Origin of the sequence: Burkholderia anthinoferrum (assembly GCF_002925705.1) — a bacterium.
GTDB classification, from domain to species: Bacteria; Pseudomonadota; Gammaproteobacteria; order Burkholderiales; family Burkholderiaceae; genus Burkholderia; species Burkholderia semiarida.
The window spans coordinates 38730-53719 of sequence record NZ_LFZP01000019.1 but is presented as its reverse complement, the minus strand read 5'-3'; the positions used below and the strand labels follow the sequence as shown (position 1 = coordinate 53719).

The 14990-nt window shown below is 68.0% G+C and carries 17 protein-coding genes; 6 read left to right on the top strand and 11 right to left on the bottom strand.

Going from position 1 to position 14990, the window contains the following annotated elements; genetic code table 11:
• Window positions 1-2: 2 nt before the first annotated feature.
• Window positions 3-893 (bottom strand): alpha/beta fold hydrolase, encoded by an 891-nt coding sequence (locus tag C5F75_RS05320; protein ID WP_060010251.1) that lies wholly within the window; start codon window positions 891-893, stop codon window positions 3-5.
• Window positions 894-999: 106 nt separating this feature from the next.
• Between C5F75_RS05320 and C5F75_RS05315 the strand changes: the two genes are divergently transcribed.
• On the top strand, window positions 1000-1887 hold the full coding sequence (locus C5F75_RS05315) for a LysR family transcriptional regulator (RefSeq protein ID WP_060010172.1): 888 nt from the start codon (window positions 1000-1002) through the stop codon (window positions 1885-1887).
• A gap of 73 nt (window positions 1888-1960) precedes the next feature.
• Here the strand turns inward: C5F75_RS05315 and C5F75_RS05310 are convergent, their stop codons facing one another.
• From C5F75_RS05310 to copC, 4 genes are all read right to left on the bottom strand, one after another.
• On the bottom strand, window positions 1961-2890 hold the full coding sequence (locus tag C5F75_RS05310; protein WP_060010169.1) for a LysR family transcriptional regulator: 930 nt from the start codon (window positions 2888-2890) through the stop codon (window positions 1961-1963).
• Between the two features lie 166 nt (window positions 2891-3056).
• On the bottom strand, window positions 3057-3830 hold the full coding sequence (locus C5F75_RS05305) for an SDR family oxidoreductase (RefSeq protein ID WP_006478064.1): 774 nt from the start codon (window positions 3828-3830) through the stop codon (window positions 3057-3059).
• Between the two features lie 179 nt (window positions 3831-4009).
• A complete protein-coding gene (locus C5F75_RS05300) occupies window positions 4010-4510 on the bottom strand; it encodes a DinB family protein (RefSeq protein ID WP_059576802.1) in 501 nt (166 codons plus the stop codon).
• A gap of 66 nt (window positions 4511-4576) precedes the next feature.
• Entirely contained in the window at window positions 4577-4951 is a 375-nt protein-coding gene (gene copC / locus C5F75_RS05295; protein WP_060010165.1) for a copper homeostasis periplasmic binding protein CopC, read from the bottom strand.
• Window positions 4952-5065: 114 nt separating this feature from the next.
• Between copC and C5F75_RS05290 the strand changes: the two genes are divergently transcribed.
• Complete coding sequence (locus C5F75_RS05290; RefSeq protein WP_060010162.1) at window positions 5066-5782, top strand: 16S rRNA pseudouridine(516) synthase; 717 nt, start codon at window positions 5066-5068, stop codon at window positions 5780-5782.
• 106 nt (window positions 5783-5888) lie between these two features.
• The gene (locus tag C5F75_RS05285) at window positions 5889-6077 is read left to right on the top strand and encodes a hypothetical protein (RefSeq protein WP_011546000.1); all 189 of its coding nucleotides are present in this window, start codon (window positions 5889-5891) and stop codon (window positions 6075-6077) included.
• Here C5F75_RS05285 and C5F75_RS05280 read toward each other — a convergent pair.
• Window positions 6060-7094, bottom strand: a complete 1035-nt coding sequence (locus C5F75_RS05280; RefSeq protein WP_059576812.1) for an NAD-dependent epimerase/dehydratase family protein — start codon at window positions 7092-7094, stop codon at window positions 6060-6062. The genes C5F75_RS05285 and C5F75_RS05280 overlap by 18 nt on opposite strands.
• Before the next feature lie 108 nt (window positions 7095-7202).
• On the opposite strand from C5F75_RS05280, the gene C5F75_RS05275 reads away from it, so the two are divergent.
• The 3 genes from C5F75_RS05275 (at window position 7203) to C5F75_RS05265 (ending at window position 10183) form a co-directional block, all read left to right on the top strand.
• Window positions 7203-8234: a CDP-6-deoxy-delta-3,4-glucoseen reductase gene (locus C5F75_RS05275; RefSeq protein WP_006478058.1), complete on the top strand. Its 1032-nt coding sequence runs from the start codon at window positions 7203-7205 to the stop codon at window positions 8232-8234.
• Window positions 8235-8529: 295 nt separating this feature from the next.
• Window positions 8530-9714: an acetylornithine transaminase gene (locus tag C5F75_RS05270; protein ID WP_059576815.1), complete on the top strand. Its 1185-nt coding sequence runs from the start codon at window positions 8530-8532 to the stop codon at window positions 9712-9714.
• 13 nt (window positions 9715-9727) lie between these two features.
• Window positions 9728-10183, top strand: a complete 456-nt coding sequence (locus C5F75_RS05265) for a GNAT family acetyltransferase (RefSeq protein WP_060010159.1) — start codon at window positions 9728-9730, stop codon at window positions 10181-10183.
• A 182-nt stretch (window positions 10184-10365) separates the two neighbouring features.
• Here the strand turns inward: C5F75_RS05265 and C5F75_RS05260 are convergent, their stop codons facing one another.
• The 5 genes from C5F75_RS05260 to C5F75_RS05240 all read right to left on the bottom strand — a co-directional run bounded on the left by C5F75_RS05260 (window position 10366) and on the right by C5F75_RS05240 (window position 14877).
• Window positions 10366-11082 (bottom strand): ABC transporter ATP-binding protein, encoded by a 717-nt coding sequence (locus tag C5F75_RS05260; protein ID WP_059576820.1) that lies wholly within the window; start codon window positions 11080-11082, stop codon window positions 10366-10368.
• Entirely contained in the window at window positions 11082-11858 is a 777-nt protein-coding gene (locus C5F75_RS05255) for an ABC transporter ATP-binding protein (protein WP_059576822.1), read from the bottom strand. The genes C5F75_RS05260 and C5F75_RS05255 overlap by 1 nt, the downstream gene beginning before the upstream one ends.
• Window positions 11859-11881: 23 nt before the next feature.
• Window positions 11882-13051: an ABC transporter permease subunit gene (locus tag C5F75_RS05250; RefSeq protein ID WP_059576825.1), complete on the bottom strand. Its 1170-nt coding sequence runs from the start codon at window positions 13049-13051 to the stop codon at window positions 11882-11884.
• Window positions 13052-13070: 19 nt separating this feature from the next.
• On the bottom strand, window positions 13071-14021 hold the full coding sequence (locus C5F75_RS05245; RefSeq protein WP_006478051.1) for a branched-chain amino acid ABC transporter permease: 951 nt from the start codon (window positions 14019-14021) through the stop codon (window positions 13071-13073).
• 211 nt (window positions 14022-14232) lie between these two features.
• Window positions 14233-14877 carry a hypothetical protein gene (locus C5F75_RS05240; RefSeq protein ID WP_059576828.1) on the bottom strand — a complete coding sequence of 215 codons (645 nt, stop codon included), beginning with the start codon at window positions 14875-14877 and terminating at the stop codon, window positions 14233-14235.
• Window positions 14878-14990 lie beyond the last annotated feature (113 nt).

Genomic DNA, 14990 nt, shown 5'->3' with positions numbered 1-14990 from the left:
CGTCAACCCGGCTCGCAGAACCCGAGAATCGCGTCCGCGACCGCCGCCGGCGCCTCCCGCTGCGGAAAGTGCCCCACGCCGTCCAGCACCTGCCGCGCGTAGCGCCCGGCGAAGAACCGCTCGCGCCCGGCCGAGCTGTCCGGATGATTGCAGGCGTCCGCGCCGCCGTGCAGCACGAGCGTCGGGACCGCCAGCACGGGCGCCGGGTTCAGCCGCGCGTCGTCGTCGGCATAGGCCGGCGTGCCCGGCGCGAAGCCCCAGCGCTGCCGATACGAATGCAGCACGACGTCGATCCAGTCGGGCCCATCGAACGCGACGGCCGCTGCGTCGAAATCGCTGTCGCGATACCAGCCCGGCGGCGACCACGTATCCCACATCAGGCGCGCGAACGCGCGCCGATCGTCGCGCAGCGCCTGCTCGCCGCGCGGCGTCGCCATGAACCAGTGATACCAGTAGTTGCGCGCCTGCTGCAGTGACAGCGGCTGAGCGGGATCGTTGGTGCCGTACCCGACCGACAGCATCACGAGCTGGGATGCAACACCGTCTTGCAACCCGCACGCGTTCGCGGCCGCGCGGGCGCCCCAGTCGTGCCCGACCAGCACGGGCCGCTCGATACCGAGCGCATCGACGAATTCGAGCAGGTCGCGCCCGAGCGCCGCGAGCTGGCCGCTGCGCGGCTCGGACGCGTCGCGAAAGCGCGTCGGCGCGAAGCCGCGCAATGCGGGCGCCAGCACGCGATAGCCGCGCGCGGCGAGCGCCGATGCCACCGGCTCCCAGCCGACCGGGCTGTCCGGCCAGCCATGCAGCAGCACGGCCACGCGTTCGCCGCGCGGGTTCCATTCGAGATAGGCAATGTCGAGCGACGCGGTCGTCGCATGCGCATAGGTCGTCATCGTGTACTCCGCCAAAGGGGCTTGAACATACGATGGTAGGCCGGCCTTTCATCACGATTCCCGGAGTATCATCATTCATTACTCATATATTGCGTTGAATCGATCCATGGAACCGTCGCCCTCCCCCGCATCGACCGCACTCGACATCGCGTTGCTGCGCACGTTTCTCGAAGTCGTCGACAGCCGCGGGTTCGCGCCGGCCGCAGAGCGCCTCGCGCTGACGCCGTCTGCCGTCAGCGGCCACATCAAGCGGCTCGAACAGGCGGCCGGCGCCGTGCTGCTCGCGCGCACGACCCGCCGGATCGCGCTGACGCCGGCCGGCGACACGCTGTACGCGTACGCGCGCAACATCGTCGACATGGAGCGCGAAGTGCGCGCCCGGCTGCGCGGCGCGCCGGCGCACGGGCCGCTGCGCGTCGGGGCGTCCGAGGATTTCGCCGGCACGTGGCTGCCGCAGGTGCTGCGCACGTTCCGCGACAACCATTCGCACACCTCGATCGAACTGAAGGTCGGCATCACCGCGTCGCTGCTGCGGGAGCAATCGCTCGGCCGGCTCGACGTCGTGTTCGGCAAGCAATGCCGACAGGTCGACACGCCCGGCGAGCTGCTGTGGGAAGAGCCGCTCGTGTGGGCGTTCGCGGCCGATACGGCGCTCGACGCCGAGGAACGCGTGCCGCTCGCGCTGTTTCCGGAGCCGTGCGTGTACCGGGAAGCCGCGGTGTCCGCGCTCGCGGCGGCGCTACGGCCGTTTCGCGTGCTGTTCGAAAGCGCGAGCATGGCCGGCTGCATGTCGGCCGCGCTCGCCGGCTTCGCGGTCACGGCGCTCGCGCGCAGCCAGTTGCGCGACGGCCTGCGCGCGTGCGGGCCGCAAGACGGCCTGCCGGCGCTGCCGGCCGCGCGCTTTTACGCGTTCGCATCGAAGCCCGCGGGCGTCGGCGCCGCGTTGATCGACGCGGTACGGGCGACCGGGCGCACACGGCAGTTCGCCGCCTGAGCGCCCGCGGCGCGCTCGGCGCACGGGCCGACGAACGGCGGCACGGCCCGCGGAAACCCGCGCGTTGTCGCCTTCAATCGCCGCTGCTGCTCGCGCCCGCGCCGTTCAATGCATCGGCCATCAACTCCCCGAACCACTCGACGAACGCGTTGAGCCGCCGGGAGCGGTGCCGTCGGTGCGGATACACGGCCGACACGTCCATCGGCTCGGCGCGATGGCCGGGCATCACGTCGACGAGCGCGCCGCTTGCCAGCAGATGCTCGACGTCGAAGCGCGGAATCTGGATCAGCCCCATTCCGGCGATACAGCTGGCGATATAGGTTTCGGCGTTGTTGACGATCACGCGGCTCGGCAGCGTCAGCACGTGCCGCTGCCCGTTGGCGCAGTATTCCCAGCCGAGCTCGCGCCCCGTCGTCGGCGACGCATAGCCGATCGCCCAGTGCCCGTGCGCGAGCGCATCCGGATGCTCGGGCACGCCGCATTCGCGCAGGTAGTCGGGGCTCGCGCAGTTGATCAGCGTGAACTGCCCGAGCGGCCGCACGACGAGGCTGCTGTCCGCGAGCCGCCCGACGCGGATCGCGCAATCGACGCCCTCCTGCACGAGATCGATCGCGCGGTCCGTCGAGCCGAGCGACAATTGCAGCTTCGGGTGGCGGCGAAACAGCGACGGCAGCGCGGGCGCCACGACGCGGCGCGCGATCCGGCTCGGCACGTCGACGTTCAGCCGCCCGACCACGTCGCGGTCGCGGCGCCGGAACAGGCGGTCGAGGTCGTCGGCTTCCGCGAGCAGGCGCCGGCCGCGTTCGACCAGCAGCGCGCCGTCGGCGGTCAGCTGCACCTGGCGTGTCGTGCGGTGCAGCAGCCGTGTGCCGAGTGCCGTCTCGAGCTGCAGGACGGCCGCCGACACGGTCGCGCGCGGCACGTCGAGCGCATGCGCGGCCTTGATGAAGCTGCCCATCTCGGCAACCTGCAGGAAGATCCTGACCTGATCCAGCTTGTCCATCGGCGGGAGACCCGGGTTCGAACGACGGTCGCCGCCGGCTCGCCGCGCATCGCGGCCAGCTTCGGCGGCACGGAGAAAACGGGCGCGCGGCCTCGTGGCTGCGCGCCCGTTCATTGTCCACGCAAACGCGCCAGTGCGGTGCGCCGCGCGGCCGCGGGCGGCCCGGTTACTTGGTCGTGTAGCCGCCGTTGATCAGGATCGTCTGGCCCGTGATCCACCAGCCGTCGGTCACGAGATGGCGGATGAACGGCACGACGTCCTCGATGTCGGTCAGCCCCGTCTTGCTGAACGGCGACAGCGCGGCGGCCGTCTTGTGATACGCGACCGCGTCGGCGCCTTCGGCCGGATAGAAGAACGGCGTGTCCATCGGCCCCGGCCCGACGGCCGTCACCGAAATGCCGCGTGCGCCGTACTCCTTCGACGCCGCGCGCGTGAAGTGCTCGACCGGCGCCTTCGATCCTTCGTACGCCGCGTAGAACGGCGTGAACGCGCCGAGCAGCGACGTCACGAGCGTGACGAGCTTGCCGTGATCCTCGAGATGCCGCCCGGCTTCCTTGATGAAGAAGAACGCCGACTTGCTGTTGACCGCGAACATCTCGTCGTACTCGGCTTCGCTGATCTCGGTGAACGGCTTCTTCAGCACCTTGCCGACCGTGTTGATCGCGATGTCGATCTTGCCGAAGCGCTGCTTCGCGTCGTCGAACAGCTTCTCGACCGCGGCCGCCGTCGTCAGGTCCGCCTGGAACGTCGCGGCCTCCGCGCCGGCCGCGCGCACCGCGGCGGCCGTTTCCTCGGCCTGCGCCTGCGACGCCGCGCTGTTGTAGTGAATCGCCACCGCCTTCGCGCCGTGGCCCGCCAGGTCCCGGGCGATCAGGCCGCCGAGATTCTTTGCGCCGCCTGCGATCAGGACGACCTTGTCTGCGAGCGTATGAGTTGCCACGGTTGACTCCTTTTTTCGTTGAACGAAGCTAGGAGTGTAGGCACACGCGCCCCGCCGATCAGCCGGCCGCGGCTGGATGGATTATCCAGAAAATCGATCCAGTCGAAGCCGCGCAAGGAGGTCTTCCGCACCGACGGCGACGCCGGATTCCGCTGTCGATCGCGCGGCCGGCGGCCGGCTCAGCGCGCGTACAGCGCCGCGTCGATCTTGCCGAGCAGCCACTGCATGCCGGCCAGATGCTGCTGGTCGTGGCTGCACAGGTAATGGACGAGCCCGCGCACGGTCAGCGAGCCGTAGCCGTCGAATTCGCCGGTACGCTCGAACTGTTCGGGCGTGAGGCGCGACAGCAGCGCCAGCGTCTCGCGCCGTGCGTCGCGGATCGCCGCGAGCACGTCGGACGCATACGCGTCGTCGTAGCGCCGCTGAACCGCGAGCGCGTCGCCGTCGATCGACACGAGCAGCGGCCGGTCTTCGTCGAGCATGCGCCGCAGCCGCACGTGATAGCCGTCGATCTCGATGTCGCGCACGTGGCAGAGCTGCCCGAGCGGCGAGAAATGCTCGCTCGGTATGCCGGCCCAGTCGTCGGGCGTCCAGCGCGCATAGCCGTCGGGCACGGCCGCGAAATGCGCTTCGAGTTGACGGGGGAAATCGGCGAGTGCGTCGAGCGTCGTCGGATTCATGCGGAAGACTCCCTGTCGGATAGAGGCGGGCAGCAACCCTGGCACAGGCCTGCCGCCCCCGTTGCGTCACTTCACGCCGAAGCCGTACGCGCCCTGCGTGCGATGCCCGTCGGTCGCGACGGCCACCCACTTCACCGTGTACGCGCCGGTGGCGAGCGCCGCGAGCGGCACCGTCATGCGCTTGCGGTTCGACGCGTCGATGCGCGCGCGGCCGTTCGACACCGTCTTGCCGTCGGCGTCGACGACGACGATCGAGCTGAATGCCGGCTCCAGCGGCTCGGTGAAGTCGATCGTGACGGCGGCCGGTGCGGCAGCCAGCATCGCGCCCGCCTCCGGGTCGCTCTTCGCGAGATGCGCGTGCGCGAACGCGGCCGACGAAACGGTTGCTGCGACGATGACGGCGGCCGCGTGGCGGCCGAACGGGAATGAATCGAAACGCATGAACTGTCCGTGAAGAATGGGCGGGCGCCGCGCACCGCACGGCGTTCCGGCAGCTTACCAGCGCATGCGCGTTCATGCCGGCCCTACGCCGCCGCTTGATAGAATGCGCGCGCTATGGATCTCGAAAGCATTCTCTACACCCAGGGCTTCGGCTCGCGCCGCCAGTGCCGCGGCCTGATCGAGGCGGGCCGCGTCGCCGTCGCGGGCGCCGCCGCGACCGACCCGGACGCCACCTTCGACACCGACGGCCTCGTGTTCGAGGTCGACGAGGCCGCATGGCCGTTCCATGCGCGCGCGTATCTCGCGCTCAACAAGCCGGCCGGCTACGAGTGTTCGCGCGATCCGCAGCACCATGCGAGCGTCTTCAGCCTGCTGCCGGCGCCGCTCGTCGCGCGCGGCGTGCAGTGCGTCGGGCGGCTCGACCAGGACACGACCGGCCTGCTGCTGCTGTCGGACGACGGCCAGTTCGTGCACGCGTACACGTCGCCGAAGCGGAAGGTGCCGAAGACCTACGTCGCGACCGTGCGCCACCCGCTCGACGACACGCAACTGCACGCGCTGCGCACCGGTGTGCAACTGCATGGGGAGCCGAAGCCGATCGCGGCCGTCGCCGCCGACGCCCGCACCCCGCACACGCTCGCGCTGACCGTCCTCGAAGGCAAGTACCACCAGGTCAAGCGGATGGTCGCGGCAGCGAGCAACCGCGTCGAATTGCTGCACCGCGAAAGGATCGGCGGCTTCACGCTGCCGGCCGATCTCGCGCCCGGCGCATGGCGCTGGCTCGACGAAGCCGACCTTTCCGCGCTGCGCAATCCCGTCGAAACCCTGTAAGGGAAAATCCGCACGACCGTTCGGTGTCCGGCCGCCTCTCGGCCGCAGGTTCCCCCGCTATACTGAAATCACAAGCTGCAAGAGCGGCGATGCAGGGGGAGACATCATGAACATCAACCATTCTTTCGAACTGTCGTCCGTGATGATCGCGTTCGCGGTCATCGGCGTCATCGTGATCGGCGGGCTGCTGGCCACGATGCATCTGAAGCACAAATATCACCCGAACCTGATCGGCGCGCTGATCGGTGCGCTGCTGTGCTTCCTGCTGATCGAGGCGTTACCGGCGCTCACCTGACGCGCTGCCCGGCGCGAGCGTTTGAAGGAAATCGTCTACGGTCGGATAGCGCAACGTCACGCACAATTCGGCCTTGAGCCGTGCGTTGGACAGGCGCCGCGACTCGCGCATGAAGGACAGCAGCGTCGGCTCGAGCAGGCGTTCGGCGTCCGCGCGGCTCACGCGCGGCGGCCTCGGCAGACCCAGCGCCTGCGCGACCCGGTCGAAATACTCTCCCATCCGCAGTTCGGTGTCGTCCGACGCGTGCACGACGCGCGCCGGCTTGCCGCGCTCGGCCGCACGACGCAGGATCGCCGCGAGATCGTCCGCGTGGATGTGGTTCGTGTAGACGTCGTCGGCCGGCTCGAGCGCCGGCGTGCCGCGCTCGAGCCGCGCGACCGGCAGACGGTTCGCCGCGTAGATGCCCGGAATGCGCACGATGCGCGCGGACAGCACGCCGCGCACCGTCGCCGCACGCAGTTGCCGCTCGGCCGACACGCGCCGGAACGCGCGCGGGTTCGCGGGGCGCAGCGGGTGCGTTTCGTCGATGCGCGCGCCGCCGCAGTCGCCGTAGACGCCCGTCGTGCTGGCATAGACGAGCCTCGGCGCGCGAAGACCGTCGGGTACAATACGCGCTGCCCGAACGGGCGCGCCGGCCTGTCGCGCCGCGGTGCGCAGCCGTCGGAGCCGGCCGACCGCCGGTGCCGTCGGAGACGGCCGACGCGCGGGCATGGACGTTGCGGCGATCAGCGCACGCGTGCGCCGGTCGTCGCGGCCGTCGGATGGCGGCGGCGCGAGATGCAGGATCGTGCGGGCGACGCCCGCGAGGCGACGGAGCGTCGCCGGGCGATCGAGATCGCCGACGATCGGCGTCGCGCCCGCGGCGCGCAATTCGCTGCGGCGAGCCGGGTGGCTCGTCAGCGCGAGGATGCGCAGGTCGGGGCGCGCGTCACGCCATTGCGCGACGCAGCGCATGCCGACGTCGCCGCAGCCGACGATCAATACGCGCGGCCGGCGCAGGATTCGTGTCGCGATCATGTTGGTTGCGAGATTCAGTAGCCGCCGTTGCGCGACGCGCAACGGTTTTGCATTGTAGCTGCCGTGCGCGACATGCACGGTCCCCCCATTTTGTTCTAGTTTGGTTCTATGGCATTCAACGTCACTCTCAAGCAAAGCGGCCGGCAATTCCAGGTCGAGTCGGACGAAACCGTGCTGGCGGCCGCGCTGCGCCAGAACGTCCACCTGCCGTACGGCTGCAAGAACGGCGCGTGCGGTTCCTGCAAGGGCCAGATCGTGTCGGGCCAGATCGAACAGGGCCCGCACGCCGCGTCGGCGCTGTCCAACGACGAACGCACGCGCGGCCTCGCGCTGCTGTGCTGCTCGAAGGCGCAATGCGATCTCGAGATCGACGTGCGTGAAATCGCCGGCGTCGACGGCGTGCAGGTCAAGAAGCTGCCGTGCCGCATCGCCGCGCTCGAACGCAAGGCGGACGACGTGATGGTCGTGAAGCTGCAGTTGCCTGCCAACGAACGCCTGCAGTACCTCGCGGGCCAGTACGTCGAGTTCATCCTGAAGGACGGCTCGCGCCGCAGCTACTCGATGGCGAACGCGCCGCACGAGGAAGGCCCGATCGAGCTGCACATCCGCCACATGCCGGGCGGCAAGTTCACCGACCACGTGTTCGGCGCGATGAAGGAGCGCGACATCCTGCGCTTCGAAGGCCCGCTCGGCACGTTCTTCCTGCGCGAGGATTCCGACAAGCCGATCGTGCTGCTCGCGTCGGGCACCGGCTTCGCGCCGATCAAGGCGATCATCGAGCACGTGAAGCATTCGGGCATCACGCGCCCGATGACGCTCTACTGGGGCGCGCGCCGCAAGAAGGACATCTACCTCGCCGAGCTCGCCGAGCAATGGGCGCGCGAGATCCCGAACTTCAAGTACGTGCCGGTCCTCTCCGAACCGGACGACGCCGACCAGTGGACCGGCCGCACGGGCTTCGTCCATCGCGCGGTGATCGAGGACCTGCCCGATCTGTCCGGCCACCAGGTGTACGCGTGCGGCGCGCCCGTGATGGTCGAATCCGCGCAGCGCGATTTCACGCAGCACCACGCGCTGCCGGCCGACGAGTTCTACGCGGACTCGTTCACGAGCGCCGCCGATCTCGCGCATCCGGTCTGAGCGCCGGGCGCCTGAACGCGCCCCGCTGCGCGCCGCCCGTGTCACATCCGTGGCATCGCGGCGGTTTACAGTGGGGCGCGGGATGCCTTATGCTTGCGCACATGAACCGCTTCCTGTCCGCTCTCCGACGTCGCCGCTCGCCGCTCCGCCCGGATGCCGCCGGCTCGTCACGGACTCGCGCGTAACCCTCCTCCGCTTCACCGGTTACGCACAAGCTGTTCGACCCACCAGCCACGGCCTTCCGTGGCTTTTTTATTGCCCGTTTCCCTTTCAACGCCCGCTGGAGTCTGCTGCCATGCCCCTGAACGATTACCCGATCGACTCGCTGATGTACATCACGAACCGCCCCGACATCGTGTTTACGCACGGCAAGGGTTCGTGGCTCTACGATCACACGGGCAAGCGCTATCTCGACTTCATCCAGGGCTGGGCCGTCAACAGCCTCGGCCACTGCAACGACGGCATCGTCGAGGCGCTGAAGACGCAGGCCGAAAAGCTGCTGAACCCGTCGCCGGCGTTCTACAACGAGCCGATGGCGAAGCTCGCGGGCCTGCTCACGCAGCACAGCGTGTTCGACAAGGTGTTCTTCACGAACAGCGGCGCCGAGGCGAACGAAGGCGCGATCAAGCTCGCGCGCAAGTGGGGCCGCAAGTTCAAGAACGGCGCGTACGAGATCATCACGTTCGACCACAGCTTCCACGGCCGCACGCTCGCGACGATGTCGGCCAGCGGCAAGCCGGGCTGGGACACGATCTACGCGCCGCAGGTGCCGGGCTTCCCGAAGGCCGAGCTGAACGACATCAACTCGGTCGAGAAGCTGATCACCGACAAGACCGTCGCCGTGATGCTCGAGCCGATCCAGGGCGAAGGCGGCGTGATCCCGGCGACGCGCGAATTCATGCAGGCGCTGCGCGCGCTGACGAAGCAGCACAACCTGCTGCTGATCGTCGACGAAGTGCAGAGCGGCTGCGGCCGCGCGGGCACGCTGTTCGCGTACGAGCTGTCCGGCATCGAGCCGGACATCATGACGCTCGCGAAGGGCATCGGCGGCGGCGCACCGCTCGGCGCGCTGCTGTCGAAGGCCGACGTCGCGGTATTCGAGGCCGGCGACCAGGGCGGCACGTACAACGGCAACCCGCTGATGACGGCGGTCGGCTATTCGGTGATCTCGCAGCTCGTCGCGCCCGGCTTCCTCGAAGGCGTGCGCGCGCGCGGCGAGTATCTGAAGCGCAAGCTGCTCGAGCTGTCGGAGGAACGCGGCTTCGAGGGCGAACGCGGCGAAGGCCTGCTGCGCGCGCTGCTGCTCGGCAAGGACATCGGCCCGCAGATCGTCGAGAAGGCGCGCGACATGCAGCCCGACGGCCTGCTGTTGAACGCCGCACGGCCGAACCTGCTGCGCTTCATGCCAGCGCTCAACGTGACGACCGACGAGATCGACCAGATGATGGCGATGCTGCGGTCGATCCTCGACACGCTGTAAGGAGGCCACCGCGATGGATGCCGCCGCCGATGCTGTCGCGATCCGCCCGTTCGAACGCGCCGACACCGATGCCGTGCTCGCGGTATGGCGCGACGCGTTCCCGCAGTACGACGAAGCCGGTGCGCCGCCGCACCGCGATCCGCTGCGATCGATCGAGCTGAAGCTCGCGACGCAGCCGGAACTGTTCTTCGTCGCGACGTGCGGCGCGCGCGTCGTCGGCACGCTGATGGCCGGTTTCGACGGACATCGCGGCTGGCTCTACTCGTTCGGCGTCGCGAACGACGCGCGCCGGCTCGGCGTCGGCCGTGCGCTGATCGCGCATGCGGAACGCGCGCTCGCCGCGCGCGGCTGCCTGAAGATCAACCTGCAGGTGCTGCCCGGCAACGACGACGCATGCCGCTTCTATGCGGCGCTCGACTATCGCGTCGAGGAGCGCATCTCGTTCGGCAAGACGCTGCCGGCCGCGTAAGACCGCCGCCGGCCGCGGCGCGATTCGGCGCGCGATCGGCCCCGCGTCCGGCAGCGGATCGCCGAGCGCGTCGGTCGGCACGATCAGACCCGCCACACGAAAAAAAACCGCCACGGTTTCCCGTGACGGCTTTTCGACAGCCCGGCTGCGCCATGCGCGGCCGGGCCCGTTCATTCGATCGCTTACTCGCCCAGATACGCGGCGCGCACCTTCGGATCGTCGAGCATCTGCTTCGCGTCGCCTTCCATCGTGACCATGCCCGAATCCATCACGTAGCCGCGGTCGGCCGCCTGCAGCGCGAGGCGTGCGTTCTGCTCGACCAGCAGCACCGTGATGCCCTCCTTCGAGATCTCGCGCACCACTTCGAAGATCTTCTCGACCATGATCGGCGACAGACCCATCGACGGCTCGTCGAGCAGCAGCAGCTTCGGCTTCGACAGAATCGCGCGCGACATCGCCAGCATCTGCTGCTCGCCGCCCGACAGCGTGCCCGCGAGCTGCGTCGCCCGCTCCTTCAGGCGCGGGAAGAAGCCGAACATCCGGTCGACGTCCTTCTTGATCTGCTCGTTGTCGTTGCGCAGGTACGCGCCCATCTGCATGTTCTCGATGATCGACATCCGCGCGAAGATCCCGCGGCCTTCCGGCACCATCGCCAGGCCGCGCTTGAGCAGCTCGTGCGGCGGGATGCCCTTGATCGACGTGCCGTCGTACTCGATGTCGCCCGCCGAGTACGGCTTCAGGCCCGTGATCGCCTTCATCGTCGTGGTCTTGCCGGCGCCGTTCGCACCGATCAGCGTCACGAGCTCGCCCTGACGGACTTCCATGTCAACGCCCTTGACGGCCTGAATGCCGCCGTAGTTGACCTGCAAGCCCTTGATTTTCAACATTGCCGCTGCCATCAGTGCACCCCTGCGCCGAGATATGCCTCAATCACCTTCGGATTCTTCTGCACGTCCTGCGGCAGACCCTCGGCGATCACCTTGCCGTAATCGAGCACCGTCATCCGGTTGCACAGCCCCATCACGAGCTTCACGTCGTGCTCGATCAGCAGAATCGTGCGGCCGTCCGAGCGGATCTTGTCGAGCAGGCGCGTGAGTTCGACCTTCTCGGTCGCGTTCATCCCGGCTGCCGGCTCGTCGAGCGCGAGCAGCTTCGGGTCGGTGGCCAGTGCACGGGCGATTTCCAGACGACGCTGGTGACCGTACGACAGGTTGCGCGACGTGTAGTCGGCGTACTGCAGCACGCCGACGTAGTCGAGCAGCTCGATCGCGCGTTCCTTGATCTCGCGCTCTTCCTGGCGTTCGGCCGGCGTCTGGAACACCGCGCCGAGCAGCCCGTGCTTGGTGCGCACGTGGCGGCCCACCATCACGTTCTCGAGCGCCGTCATCCCGCCGAACAGGCGGATGTTCTGGAACGTGCGCGCGATGCCGGCCTTGGCCACTTGGTGCACGGCCGTCGGCGTGTAGTTCTGGCCGTCCAGCTTGAAGTCGCCGGAGTCCGGCGTGTAGAGGCCCGTGATCACGTTGAAGAACGTGGTCTTGCCGGCGCCGTTCGGGCCGATCAGCCCGTAGATCTCGCCTTCCTTGATCTGCAGGCCGACGTCGGACAGCGCCTGCAGCCCGCCGAAGCGCTTGTTCACGCCCGAGACGGACAGTCGGATTTGCTTGTCGCTCATGTGGTTATCCCCTTGTCCGTAGGTTAAGCGCGCACCGGCTTCTTGCTGTTGCGCTTCGCCAGTTTCGCGATCTTGTCCTCATGCTTCGGCGCGGGCCACAGGCCTTCCGAGCGGTACAGCATGATGATGACCATCGCGAGGCCGTACAGCGCCTGACGGATCACTTCCGTATCGACGATGTCATGACCGAACAGCGCATGCTGCAGCGGGCTCATCGTCGAGCGCAGGAATTCCGGGAAAATCGCGAGCAGCACCGCACCCAGGATCACGCCCGGGATGTGGCCCATGCCGCCGAGCACCACGCAGGCGAGCACGACGATCGATTCCCAGAACGTGAACGACTCGGGCGACACGAAGCCCTGGAACGCGCCGAACATCGAGCCCGACAGGCCGCCGAACGACGCGCCCATCGCGAACGCGAGCAGCTTCACGTTACGGGTGTTGATGCCCATCGCCTTCGCGGCGATCTCGTCTTCGCGGATCGCGGCCCACGCGCGGCCGATACGCGAGTGCTGCAGACGCGTACACACCCAGATCACCAGCAGCGAGCAGAGCACGAACAGGTAGTAGTACATGTACACCGACGGCAGCTGGAAGCCGAACAGCGAGTGCGTCTGCGACAGGTTGAAGCCGCCGACGTGCACCGGATCGATGCCCGTGATCCCCTTCGGGCCGTTGGTGATGTTCACCGGACGGTCGAGGTTGTTCATGAAGATCCGGACGATTTCACCGAAGCCGAGCGTGACGATCGCCAGGTAGTCGCCGCGCAGGCGCAGCGTCGGCGCACCGAGCAGGATCCCGAAGGTCGCCGCGAGCGCCATCGCGATCGGCACGATGATCAGGAACGGCACGTGCAGCCCGTTCGGCGCGAGCGCCGCGATCCACTCGAACTGCGAGGTCAGGTGCGGCGAGCTCAGCAGCGCGGCCGTATAGGCGCCCACCGCGTAGAACGCGATGTAGCCGAGGTCGAGCAGGCCGGCGAAGCCCACCACGACGTTCAGGCCCAGCGCGAGCATCACGTACAGCATTGCGAAGTCGAGCACGCGGACCCAGTAGTTGCCGCCGGCCGAGCCGATCACGATCGGCGCGGCGATCACGAGGACGGCAGTGAGCAGGCCGATGACGACGGTCTTGGCGGTGTTGCGCTCTTCGACGAGCGACGTCGACGATTCGATCGGTTGAATGGATGTCATGTTGTTTGCTCCCCTTCCGTTACGCGCGGTCCGCGACACGTTCGCCCAGCAGGCCCGACGGACGGAACACCAGCACGATGATCAGCACGACGAAGGCGAACACGTCCTGGTAGTTGCTGCCGAACACGCCGCCCGTGAGGTTGCCGATGTAGCCGGCCCCGAGCTGCTCGATCAGGCCGAGCAGCACGCCGCCGACCATCGCGCCGCCGAGGTTGCCGATCCCGCCGAGCACCGCGGCCGTGAACGCCTTCATGCCGGGGATGAAGCCCATGTAGAAGTGCACGTTGCCGTATTCGGACGCGATCATCACGCCGGCCAGCGCGGCGAGCGCGGAGCCGATCATGAACGTGGCGGAGATCACGAAGTTCGGGTTCACGCCCATCAGGCTTGCCGTATTCGGGCTTTCGGCGATCGCGCGCATCGCGCGGCCGAGCTTGGTCTTGTGCACGAGCAGCAGCAGGCCGCCCATCACGATGAACGCCACCGCGATGATCACGATTTCGGTGACCGAGATCACGGCGCCGGGCGTCGTGTCGGTGGCCTTGATCACGTTGATCGGGTCGGTCGGCAGCAATTGCGGGAACGGCAGCGGGTTGCGCGACCAGATGATCATCGCGGCCGTCTGCAGCAGGATCGACACGCCGATCGCGGTGATCAGCGGGGCGAGGCGCGGCGCGCGGCGCAGCGGCCGGTACGCGACGCGCTCGATCGTGAAGCCGACGAACGCACAGACGACCGCGGCGATGCCCAGGCCGATCGTCAGCGTCGCGACGTTGCCGAGTCCGGGAAAGTGGTTCTGCAGCACGGTGATCGCCGACAGCGCGACCATCGCGCCGATCATCAGCACGTCGCCGTGCGCGAAGTTGATGATGCCGAGAATGCCGTACACCATCGTGTATCCCAACGCGATGATGGCGTACACACTGCCGAGCACCAGCCCGTTGAGAACCTGCTGGACGAAAATATCCATTTAAAGCTCCTTGGCCCGTGCTGCCGGAGGACGTTGCGCCCCGCGGGTAAGCGAGGAATCGCGCCTTCTCGGCGGCACTGCGGGTACTAGTCGATACCGGTAAGGGTGGATCGTCCCGGCGCGCGCCGCCCGGCCTGTACGGCCGGACCTGCCGCCGGAGCGGATACAAAAACGGCACCGCACTGTTCCGGTGCCGTCATGAGTCCCGTCGCTAAATCGTCACGACATCGAGGACGGTGTTCGTGGCCTCCTTGAAGTCGTGGGGCAGCATGCCGAGACGGCCGTCATCCGGTTTCCCGGCATCCGTGCCTTGGCCCGTCCAGTGCCATGCAAGCATCGCGCCAGGACGGATCGGATTCCGCGCCGCATCGCCCGGGAAGGCGTTGCGACGGGCGCGCCCGACTTTCGTCAGGACTGCATCGGAATCCATCGTACGAACCAGGCTGCGCGCCGCGACACGGTCGGTCGCGGCAGCGCGCTGTTTCGTCGAATCGAATTGAAGGGGAGACAATGGCTTCGGCACGCTACCGGCAGCGCCGCGATCGTCCGCCATCCGTGGACCCGCCACTTGCCGCGCTACAACCTGCATGCCCGCTGCCGGCCCGATCGCCAGGCCATGCGTGTTGATTTCCTCGATCGTCAAACGTGCCCCGTTTTCCTTGTCCCTGCCCAGTTGCGCGATACGGCGCGCCGATGGCGCCGCAGGTCCGGTTCCGGCGACGCGCACGCCGGTGGCCGCCGGTGCCGCGTACACCGCAGCCTCCCTGGCCGCCCCGCCGTCGCTCTTTTTGCTGCAGCCGGCAAACATTGCAACCGGTGCGGCGACGGACACGGCGTAAGCCAACTTCACATGCATCGAATGGTCTCCCGCGCCTTGCCAAAACCCGTTTCAAAGCCATTCCGGCTTGAAAACGGGCGCATTGTAACTCCATTTATAGGACGCCAATAATCCTGATTCGATGGGGTTTT